Source organism: Bacillus sp. LL01, from assembly GCF_001037965.1.
In genome coordinates this window covers 1-10578 of the sequence record NZ_LFEL01000037.1, presented here as the reverse complement: position 1 = coordinate 10578, position 10578 = coordinate 1, and the positions used below count along the sequence as shown (strand labels likewise).

At 40.0% G+C, this 10578-nt stretch carries 10 protein-coding genes and 2 pseudogenes; 2 read left to right on the top strand and 10 right to left on the bottom strand.

Annotated elements, in window-relative coordinates:
- The 4 genes and pseudogenes from AB685_RS22800 to AB685_RS29865 all read right to left on the bottom strand — a co-directional run.
- A pseudogene (locus AB685_RS22800) lies at positions 1-256 on the bottom strand (PDZ domain-containing protein); the annotation flags it as partial.
- A 167-nt stretch (positions 257-423) separates the two neighbouring features.
- Complete coding sequence (locus AB685_RS22795; RefSeq protein WP_047972871.1) at positions 424-1890, bottom strand: S41 family peptidase; 1467 nt, start codon at positions 1888-1890, stop codon at positions 424-426.
- Positions 1891-2187: 297 nt separating this feature from the next.
- Positions 2188-2775, bottom strand: a complete 588-nt coding sequence (locus AB685_RS29870; protein ID WP_053073924.1) for an FAD-dependent oxidoreductase — start codon at positions 2773-2775, stop codon at positions 2188-2190.
- 3 nt (positions 2776-2778) lie between these two features.
- Positions 2779-3528 carry a hypothetical protein gene (locus AB685_RS29865; protein WP_241773364.1) on the bottom strand — a complete coding sequence of 250 codons (750 nt, stop codon included), beginning with the start codon at positions 3526-3528 and terminating at the stop codon, positions 2779-2781.
- On the opposite strand from AB685_RS29865, the gene AB685_RS30560 reads away from it, so the two are divergent.
- Positions 3528-3746, top strand: a complete 219-nt coding sequence (locus AB685_RS30560) for a helix-turn-helix domain-containing protein (RefSeq protein ID WP_082153732.1) — start codon at positions 3528-3530, stop codon at positions 3744-3746. The genes AB685_RS29865 and AB685_RS30560 overlap by 1 nt on opposite strands.
- Before the next feature lie 52 nt (positions 3747-3798).
- Here AB685_RS30560 and AB685_RS31035 read toward each other — a convergent pair whose 3' ends face one another.
- From AB685_RS31035 to AB685_RS22765, 4 genes are all read right to left on the bottom strand, one after another.
- Complete coding sequence (locus AB685_RS31035) at positions 3799-4281, bottom strand: tetratricopeptide repeat protein (RefSeq protein WP_347230881.1); 483 nt, start codon at positions 4279-4281, stop codon at positions 3799-3801.
- A gap of 270 nt (positions 4282-4551) precedes the next feature.
- Positions 4552-5082, bottom strand: a complete 531-nt coding sequence (locus AB685_RS32510; RefSeq protein ID WP_347230880.1) for a peroxidase-related enzyme — start codon at positions 5080-5082, stop codon at positions 4552-4554.
- A gap of 123 nt (positions 5083-5205) precedes the next feature.
- Positions 5206-5544 carry an OsmC family protein gene (locus AB685_RS22770; RefSeq protein ID WP_347230879.1) on the bottom strand — a complete coding sequence of 113 codons (339 nt, stop codon included), beginning with the start codon at positions 5542-5544 and terminating at the stop codon, positions 5206-5208.
- Positions 5545-5712: 168 nt separating this feature from the next.
- The gene (locus tag AB685_RS22765; RefSeq protein ID WP_047972868.1) at positions 5713-5949 is read right to left on the bottom strand and encodes a glutaredoxin domain-containing protein; all 237 of its coding nucleotides are present in this window, start codon (positions 5947-5949) and stop codon (positions 5713-5715) included.
- A 178-nt stretch (positions 5950-6127) separates the two neighbouring features.
- On the opposite strand from AB685_RS22765, the gene AB685_RS22760 reads away from it, so the two are divergent.
- A complete protein-coding gene (locus AB685_RS22760; RefSeq protein ID WP_047972867.1) occupies positions 6128-7651 on the top strand; it encodes an MFS transporter in 1524 nt (507 codons plus the stop codon).
- A 120-nt stretch (positions 7652-7771) separates the two neighbouring features.
- Here the strand turns inward: AB685_RS22760 and AB685_RS22755 are convergent, their stop codons facing one another.
- Complete coding sequence (locus AB685_RS22755) at positions 7772-9907, bottom strand: nitrate reductase (protein WP_047972866.1); 2136 nt, start codon at positions 9905-9907, stop codon at positions 7772-7774.
- Positions 9908-9960: 53 nt separating this feature from the next.
- Positions 9961-10578, bottom strand: a pseudogene (locus AB685_RS22750) (NAD(P)/FAD-dependent oxidoreductase); the annotation flags it as partial.

Genomic DNA, 10578 nt, shown 5'->3' with positions numbered 1-10578 from the left:
ATAGTAAAGGAATCGTAATCACAATACCAGCACCTAATGTGGCGAGTGAAATCAATAACCCGACTACAACTGCTGACCAAAACGGAATAACGAAATCAGCGATTCGATCCGTTACTCGTGTATGAAAAGCCACTCGTTCTTTTTGAACGCGGCGATGAGCTATTAAAAAAATTACGAATAAACCTATGTACAAAATGGGATTGGCAAAAAAGCTACCAATAGTAAGTCCCAAGCTTTTCAGAATGTCTATTATCATACATCTAACGCCTCCAGAACTCTTTCTCTCTATTCTACCTTATATAAACGAAAAAGAGATAATAGATCTGTGAGAAATTATGATTTTTGATAGTTTATTAGATTTCAAGCGATCGCCATCAAAAAAAGAAACGCAAGAGCATTTCACTGCTTGCGTCTCCTATCTTCTTATTGTTTTGCTTGTTTAGTGATTAACTCTATTGCTGTTWGAAGCTGCTTGTCGTTCGATTCTTCGCGAACTTCATCGACTATAATTTGTTGCAGGCTACTAGCTGTTTCCTCGTCAATTTCACCTGTCACATTTAATCCTTCAGCTTGCTGGAAGGCACGAACAGCTTCCTCGGTTTGTTCATCAAAATAGCCATCTGTACGTCCAGTCTCATACCCCAGTCCTTTAAGCATCGTTTGGGCACTTCTTGTTTGCTCATTCATCATATCAAGCGTTAATGTTTCATTTCCTGTTAATGGTGCAGAGTAGAAGTAGTCCGGCTGCATCACTTCAACCGTTGGCTCTACGCCTTCACCATTAATATCATTTCCAGCTGATGTCAGCCATCTGAATAATGAAAGCTTTAACTCACTTCCATCACCAAGTTGAATCGTTTGTTGAACCGTCCCTTTGCCGAACGTCGTCTCCCCGACAACATCATAATCACCTGCTTCAATTAATGCCGCAGACAAGATTTCAGATGCCGAAGCACTCGAGCGATCTGTTAGACCTACAATCGGATAAGGCTTTCTCTCATCAAGTGAGGACACATAGCGGACTCTCTCGCCAGTGCGATCTTGGATTTGAACAATCGGCTCTCCACCAGGAATAATTAATTTCCCGATTTTCTCTACACTATCTAAGTAGCCACCAGGATTACCACGAACATCGATTAATAAGCCATCAATTCCTTGGGCCTCTAATTCTTCAAGCCCTTCCTCAAAACGGTCTGCCGTATCTGAAGAGAAAGAAGTAATATCGAGCAACCCAATCGTTTGGCCGTCACGTTCAATCGTACTGACACGAACCGTCTCAATCGGAATATCATCGCGAATAACTGGAATCGTTAAAAATTCATTGGCACCAGCACGTTCGACTGTTAAAGTTACCGTCGTCCCTTTTTCACCGCGGATTTTCAATACTGCTTCATACAGTGATAATCCGTCAGTCGATTCTCCGTCAATTTCAATAATTTTATCGTTTGGTTGAAGACCAGCATTCTCAGCTGGTGACTCACGGAAAGGAGCGACAATTGTCACCGTACCATCCGTCATACTCACTTCAGCACCAATTCCTTCAAAGCTTGATCCAAGTGATTCGACGAATTGATTAGCTGTTTCTTGATCCATGTAAACAGAATAGGGATCATCAAGCGTATCAAGCATTCCTTCAATCGCCCCTTGGATGAGCGTTTCTTCATCTACTTCTTCTACATATTGCTCTTGAATAATCGCCAGTGTTTTGGCRATTTTCTCAAGAGACTCAACGTCTGTTACAACTTCTTTTTGATTAAGTTGATTTTCCGATTCTGAGGTTGAAGTCTGCTCATTGCCATCTAATGCAAATGAACCTGTAAATAAAAACACACTTCCTAATCCGATCGCCACTACAGCGACTAGTATGAGAAGCAATTTCTTGCTATTCATCCTCACCACTCCCACTCGATTTCAAGCCTCAAGGGCCGATTCATTATCTCGTTGTTTACCAAGCTAAACTTTTTTAAAAATGTATGGTTAATAAGTGCAATAAAGGACATTACACGCGCATGTGCAATGCCCTCATTTACACCCATCTTATGCTTAGCTTGTACGTAATATGTCGCACGAATCTATTACTTCCATTTTAAACAAGGATGTTTCGTAAGTCAAAAGACGATGGCTCTTAGACTATGAAAGATTGTCAAATGGAAATTACATTATAAAAATACTTGAATCGAAAGGGGCTTACTGAAAACTCTTCATATAGTTGGAGTCAATGTAATGTTTGAGACGCCATGTCCACTTTCCTGTTATACATTGGCCACCATACAATAGGAAGCCCTTTTTATTTCCAATCGATAAAATAGATAAGTAACGCTTTTGTGGTGTAAAAAGAGTCCCTTCTTCCTCCCTTAGGAAACTCACGAGGTTGTTGTATAAAACGGGTGCTTGTCTAAAGGCATACACACCATTTTTAGGTAGTGTAGGATGAGAGGAGATCGTCACGCAATCACCTGCACCGAATACTGAAGGAAACGAAGGTGACTGTAAAAAATCATTAACTAGCATAAAACCTTTGTCATCTGTAGGAACGAGTGCTTTTTTAAAGATATCGAAAGCTTTTGGACCTGTTAGCCAAAGCACCTCATCATACTCAATCATTATGGCGCCATCTGTATAAAGTCTTTCTTCGTTAAGCTCCGTCACATGCGTATTCTCAATCAGCCTGACACCAGCTTCTTTAACAATCGTTTCGATTTTCTTGGAGGTTCGGTCTGACTCATTTTTAAGTAGGACACCTGAAGATATAAGGGTAATCGGCTCTTTATCCAAATGCTAATCTCTCCAAGATTGAATCGATAAAGCCAGTTCAATCCCACCCACTCCTGCCCCTACGAGCACGGCTTTATTGGCTTCTCGCACTCGTCTAATAGCTTCTGTATACAAATAATTAGGTTTAATATGAGTGGCTAATTGATTGATACTATAGTTTGCTGAAACAGATTTAGAACCGATATCAAATGAAACGACATCATAGTCTACTATTTGGCCCTTTTCCGTCAACATTCTTTTTTCAAAAGGGTCAAGGCTAAGTACACGGTCTTCTAAGAATGAAACGCTCGACTTGCTTGAGACCTCCCTTAAATCAATTCGAATCTCTTCTTCTCGGTACAGCCCTTCTGTATAACCTGAAAACATTCCCGAGTAATATTGGTATGGGTGAATCACATTTGAGATATTCCCGATTTTATGCCCATGTTGTTTGGCATACACAACCTCTTGCATCCAATCACTTGCATTTGGACCAACTGCATGAGCCMCGATGATTTTCCCTTTTCTATCTGTTATCATTTTTATATATCCATCAAGATGTCTTTCAGCAACAAACCGATCTACATCATTCGTTTTTACTTCATACACGTGATAGCTGTCGTCAAAGGTATCCTTCGCCTCATCCTCTGTTACTCCCAAATGAAAGACTTCCGGGTCCGTATAAGTCAACCACGGAACATGATCATACTTTATCTTCCGTTTTAGTTCAAAGACTGCATTTTTCCCTTTTTTGCAAAATCGTTCCTTTAGCAATGAAGGTAAGCGAGAAGTCAGGTAAGCGCAAAAAAGAGTGGCAAACAATAGAAATGAAATTAACTCATTCAGACATCGCTACAATGATTGGCTCTACGAGAGAAACAGTGAGTAGTGTGATGAGTCAATTTAGAAAAGAATGGCTGCTAAAGAAAGGCTTACTCTCCTATTCTATTCATATCGAGAAAGTTAATCAAAAAGTGAACGCACAAAAATGAGGACTTGATCTCAATCAGTCCTCATTTTTTTCGATATAAAACACTCAACCTATCAAGTTCCTGGTATTTTACACCCATCAGGCCCACACTCTTCTGCTTCTCTTTCTTGTTTTAGTTGTAGCTTTTGCCACTCAATATCAATAGTCGGTTCAAATTTCTCTGGATAGCGAATATACCAACGCTGTTTCCGAATCAAGAAATTCTCAGGATCATTGTTTAAGGCTTCATCTAACTCTTTTAAAGCTTCTTCTTTTTTTCCTTGTTCGAGCAAGACCATCCCTAACCTGAATTTTGTATTCGCTAGTTCTTGTTTTAATGGATTCTTTTCATCGTTTGTCTTGTAATAGTCATCTTCTAATACAACTTGTTCTACTTCACCGTTAACTAATTTCTTAATGGCTTCAGTATGTTCTTCGTTCGTGACGTGAAACCCTTGCTTAATTAAACGAATTGTTCCATCTTCATCGATGAAAATACCGTTTGGAACAATCTTCATACCCAGTAACGCTGATAACCGCTGCTCTTGGTCAACCACTGTTTTAAAGGTAGTGTCACCTACATAGCGTTTAACAACAGATGGCCCCTGAACATCTACAGAAACAGAAAGGATCGTAAATTCTTCATTCGAAAGGTTTTCGTAAAAGGCTTGCCAACCTGGCAGCTGTTCTCGACAACGTCACCAAGACGCCCACATAAAGATTAGTGTTTTCTTCCCACGCAGTTCATCTGTATTGAAGTCTGTTCCATCCAAATTACATAATTTTATGTTCGGAAGCTTCGGTAATTCCATTTCATCCACCACCCTTTAGTTCGTTTTTTCCAACTCAATCCCAAGACCTTCTGCGAGCCGATTGACAAAATTAAAGTAGGCCGTAATCTGACAAAGATCAAGCACTTCTCGATCTGTACATCCTAACCGTTTCAATACTTCCACACTCTCTTTGTCTACACTAGCAGGATGCTTGGTTAACTTCTCTGCATACTGCAACATTGCCAACATCTTTGGTGTTACATCCGCCTTCGWATAATCTTCTTTCAACTGTTCTACTAACATATGATCTTTCGTCAATAAATGGAGCGCCGCCCCATGATGCTCCATTCAGTAATGGCATTCATTCACTGAAGATACGGTTGTCGCAATCATTTCACGTTCAGCCCTACTTAATGGAGATTTCTTAAACATTAGTGTCTTATACAACTGTAAGTGAGCATCTAAGGATTCAGGAAATAAACTAGAAGCCTTTAAGATGTTCGCCACTCTTCCACCTAGCTTTTGATAGATATCCTCTAATAGTCCTTCAGCCTCTTGTTCATCTACCATTTCAATGTAACTCATTTTTCTTCCTCCTAAAAAGTGAACTATAAAAGAACTTCTAGTTTTTTTGTTGAAACCCTTCTATTACGAACGAAATAAGGAAAAAGAAGAAAGCAAGTGAGTGTTCACTTGCTTTCCAAGGTGTTATGCTCGTACCCAATTGGCTTCAAGCTCAACTCCAGCGGCTTTCATCATCGTATAAACAGGGCAACGTTGGTCTGTTTTATCTTGAAGTTCTTTAATCCGTTCGTCACTTTCACTTGTTTGGACACGTGCTTCAATTTGCACCTTTTCAAAATAAGGTCTTACCTCTTGATTGCCCATTAACCCTCTAGAATCAAGTTCCCCCTTGATATCAAATGAGATTCCATCTAAGTTGAATCCTATTTCTTTTGCTACAAAATGAGCTATCACATTTTCACAACCTGCTAATGTTGCAAGTAATGAAGATAGAGGAGCTGCCCCTGTATCAGTGCCACCCATATTTTTCGGTTCATCAATTGTTAATTGATGCTCTCATGCTTTTATCATGGTTTGCATACCCTTTGTTTCACCTGTGATTGCAAATTTCATTGTTTATTTAGACATGTTTAACAACCTCCTTTGTTTCGTACTTAAACGATAACAGAGTCTCTCTATTAAAAATGTAAGCTAGCTTACCTCATATCCCATTCTCATTTCCAAAAAGAGCATATCTTCGCACAACCATTTTCTACCCTCAGAAAAGAAAATCGGAGTTATAACTTCATGATGAATCAATCTTATTTCAGTTTGTCTCGCTGGATGTTCAAGTATGTTCACTTCCTCGTATGAACCCCCCTGACTAGTTAAGGTATTCTTCGCTTGTTCACAGCGAATGCATCCACTTATTGTATATAGTATCGCCATACTGATCCCTCCTTTTCCAAGTGTATAGAACACATTGAAAGAGGTCTGTAAGCTAGGTTACACATTGGGTAGTAAAAGAAACCATGTAACATTACCTCTCTAGTTCTCAGACAATTATGAATTAATAGTGTATAAAAAAACTGTACCTTAAATTCCGATCTATAGGAGGACATGTTAAATGACTGTAACTGAAATCTTCAAATTTAAGAGTGAGCGAATTAAAGTGCTACATTTTACTTGGTTCGCATTCTTTATTTCTTTTTTTACTTGGTATAATATGGCCCCCCTCGCGACAACCATGCTTGAAACAATGGATTGGTTAACTCCGCAACATATTGCTGCTTTAGGGATTTGTAATGTTGCATTAACCATTCCCGCTCGCGTAATCATAGGAACCTTATTAGATAAATACGGACCAAGAAAGGTTTATTCTGCGCTACTAATCACGATGTCTTTCCCGGCAATTGTTTTTGCCTTTGGAGATAGTTGGGCACAATTAATGATCGCCCGTTTAGTTTTAGGAAGCATCGGGGCTAGTTTCGTGATCGGGATTCGAATGGTAGCAGAGTGGTTCCCACCAAAAAGCATTGGTTTTGCCGAAGGAATTTATGGAGGCTGGGGTAATTTCGGCTCTGCTGTTGCCGCTATGCTCCTCCCTTGGTTTGCCTTAACCTTATTAGGTGGTGMTAATGGGTGGAGATATGCTTTAGCGTTTACAGGTGTTAGTTGTTTTGTTTATGGGATTATTTATTACTTTAATGTCAAAGACACACCAGAAGGAAAAGAATTTATTAGACCTAAACGGACCGGAGCACTAGAAGTAAGTAGCTGGGGWGACTTAGCACAATTGATCTTTTGGACGATCCCCCTAGGCGGCGCCTTAGCTCTTAGTGCATGGAGATTAGCCGGTTTAGGCTTTATCACTTCTACTGCCCTTTATCTTGTTTACGCTGTTATTGGCCTCACCCTTGTGTATCAGATCTATATGATTTTAAAAGTGAATATCCCTATTTTGAAAAAAGGGGTGCCCGAGGATGACCAGTATAAGTTTAAAAATGTCGGCGCACTAAACAGCACCTATTTCGCTAACTTTGGGGCTGAGCTTGCGATTGTCTCTATGCTCCCTATGTTTTTTCAATTAACATTCTCACTTTCTGCCTCCCAAGCAGGGCTAATAGCCGCTTCGTTCGCATTTGTAAATCTATTAGCTAGACCATTAGGAGGAGTACTTTCAGATCGTATGGGTAGCAGGCGTAAGGTGATGCTTATCTATATGTTTGGTATCACACTTGGCCTTTTTGGAATGGGCTTTGTCGATTCTAACTGGCCATTACTACTAGCCGTTGCCATCACCGTTTTAACGTCGATGTTTATCCAAGGGGCTGAAGGTGCTACATTTGCCGTTATACCAATGATCAAAAAAAGAGTAACAGGACAAATTGCCGGAATGGCTGGCGCATATGGAAATGTCGGTGCGACGATTTACTTAACGCTTTATACATTCGTAACACCACAGCAATTCTTTTTCATTCTTGCTACAGGAGCGCTTATAAGCTTTGTGATTTGTTACTTCACTTTAGAAGAACCTAAAAACTCCTTTAGTGAAGAATACTATATGTCTTCCGAGGAGCYGAAAGTTGCTGAAGTTGAGGTTACGACTAACGATGTTGAGGAGAAACCTCTACAAAGAAAGGTTCTATAAACAAGCCTTTACATAAAACCCGTTCCCCAAGCTATAGTTGGGAGAGCGGGTTTTATCATGTTCATAGGAAGTAACATCATAGAAAATAGCCTGTTATCAACTAACAGGCTAACAATGGTGTTATTCTACAGGACTTATTTTGACAGCACTCACCTTGAATCCGGGCATTTTGCAGGTTGGATCGAGCTTTTTTGAGATAAGTTGATTAACATTTTGGCTATCAGCCCAGTGGAACGGGACAAATACTGTATCCTTTCGTATCGCCTCAGAACGCTTACTTCTTACAACAATGCTTCCCCGTTCTGATTCTATTTTGACTAAAGTCTGATCTTTGATTTGATATTTTTCTGCTGTTGCTGGGTGGATTTCCATATAGGATTCGAACTCTCTTGCAGCGAGCGTCGAGCTCTTACGTGTTTGTACACCCGTAAGGTAGTGAGACATGACCCTCCCTGTTGTTAAGTATAATGGAAACTCCTCGGTTGGTTTTTCTTTTTCTACCTCTGGTTTATTTGAGACAGCTACCATCTTTGCCTTGCCATCAGGATGAGCAAATTGACCTTCGAATAATCGTGTTGTTCCAGGATGATCTTCATCTGGACACGGCCATAGTATACCTTCCTCTTGCCTTAGACGATCATACGTGATCCCTGAATAATCAGCCAACCCTCCACGAGTTGCCTCTTTTAATTCTTCAAAGATTTCTTCTGGAGAATTAAATGAAAAAAATTCTCCTTTTCCAAGGGCTTTAGCCACCTCACAAAGAATTTCCCAGTCATGCTTCGCCTCACCCCATAACGGAAAGCTCGCCTCCCGTAATGTCACTCGCCCTTCGACATTTGTCATCGTACCAGGCGTTTCTAGATAAGAGGTAGCTGGTAGAATCAAATCAGCGAAACGAGCTGTTTCTGAAACAAATAGATCGACTGCTACAAAGAAATCTAATTTTTTTATCGCTTGCTTGACGAATGCTGCACTTGGATTTGAGACAACGGGGTTCGAACACATCAGAAATAACCCTTTTATCTCACCTTCACCCATCTTTTCAATCATTTCAAAAGCAGACACACCCTTATGAGGTAAATCCTCTTCACGAATTCCCCATACATCGGCAATATATCTCCTATGCTCTTGATTTTCGATGGAACGATAGCCTGGCAATTGATCTGATTTTTGCCCGTGTTCTCTTGCTCCTTGACCATTTCCTTGACCTGTTACAGCCCCGAACCCTGAGAACGGCTTGCCAATTTTCCCTGTGGCTAAAAGAATATTTAAGAAATTCCGAACAGCTATAGAACCATCCGTTTGTTGCTCCACTCCCCTTGCTGTAAAGATCATTCCGGATTCTTCTTTGCCAAAAACCGTCGCAGCTTTTACTATTTTTTCACTCGGAACACCTGTCAACTCTGCGATTTCCTCTAGGTCTAATGAGGCTACATACTCATTAACTTCAGAAAAACCATCAACTCTTCTTTCTAAGAAAGATTGATCGATTAATTCTTCCTCGATAATGACCTTTAATAATCCATTTGCTAAAGCTGCATCCATGCCTGGCTTCACTTTCAAGTGTAAGTCTGCTAATTTTGTCGTTGCTGTTTCCCTTGGATCAATCGCTATAATAAAGCAACCATTCTCTTTTGCTCGCTCAAAATAAGGCATAATAGTTGGCTGGCATTCTGCTATATTTGTTCCAGCTAAGATCATACATCTTGTCTGAGGAATTTCTTGAATACTATTGGTAAATCCACGATCCATCCCAAATGTTTGAGTTGCAGCTGATGCAGCTGATGACATGCATAAGCGACCATTGTAATCAATGTACCTCGTTTTAAGCGCCACACGGGCAAACTTTCCTAATAAATAGGCTTCTTCATTTGTAATCGTGGCACTGCCATAAACAGAAAGGGCATCATTACCATGCAGACTTTGGATTTCAGTGAATTTTTCTTTTATGAGTTGTATAGCTTCATCCCAAGAAATCTTTTGAAATTCACCATTCACTTTTAAGAGAGGTTGTTTAATCCGATCACCATGTATCGCATGCTGGTGTGCATGAAGTCCTTTTATACATATTCGCCCTTCAGAGGTGGGATTGTCCTTCGCTATAGTCTGATATCTTTTTCTAGTGACTGTTGATTGCTCAATCAACTGCATCTTACATTGCATGCTGCAAAAAGGGCATTGGGTATCATAGATCTTTTCAGTTTGAGTTTCTTTTTGCTTCTTACGGAAATAGCGCAATAACATCTCGGTCATGAATACCATCCTTTATCAACAATGTTAGAGAAAAGCACTCTATACTAACGCTTTTAAATCAGTTCTGCCACAATCTTTTTACGTTGTTCCATTTCTAATTCCAAATTTTCCGATAATTGTTTTCGTAACTCATCATCAAATAAAACCTCTCTTATATGAACTAGGCTCACTCGATCAATCCATTCCCATGAGCGTTCGCCGTACTTAGCCGTTTCACGATAATATTGAATGAAACCAATAACCATTTCGTACAATTTTTTATTTGTATCAGCCACGCACAACAACTGACCTGGTCTCACATTGCGACCACTACTGCCCCCCACATACATTTCCCAGCCTTGATCGGTTTGAATGACACCAACATCCTTGGTTGTTGAACCTGCTCCATTATGTAGACAAGCAGATATACCCATTTTCAAACGGTAGGGAGTTACTACATAATCGGTTGTTTTCTCAATTTCCACGGCCAATTGAAGAGCTTTATCTTTATCGCATGTACAAATTGTCTCACCAATGCAAGTCTTTATATTTTGAACCGTATTTCCATACGTGCTGCTTAACGGCAAATCAATTTCTCCCCAAATGGCTTCAAGATCCTTCTGGGCTATTCCCATTAAAGTTAGTCTTTGTTCACTCGTTATGGCTACTTGCGGAATGTTGTATTGCTCGAT

What these genes read in the sequence shown, in the direction of transcription:
- AB685_RS22770 (WP_347230879.1), bottom strand. Translation starts at nt 5,544, where the DNA reads ATGGGTGGCACTGATACAGGGGCAGCTCCTCTATCTTCATTACTTGCA.
- AB685_RS22765 (WP_047972868.1), bottom strand. Translation starts at nt 5,949, where the DNA reads ATGGCGATACTATATACAATAAGTGGATGCATTCGCTGTGAACAAGCG.
- AB685_RS22755 (WP_047972866.1), bottom strand. Translation starts at nt 9,907, where the DNA reads ATGACCGAGATGTTATTGCGCTATTTCCGTAAGAAGCAAAAAGAAACT.
- AB685_RS30560 (WP_082153732.1), top strand. Translation starts at nt 3,528, where the DNA reads ATGAAGGTAAGCGAGAAGTCAGGTAAGCGCAAAAAAGAGTGGCAAACA.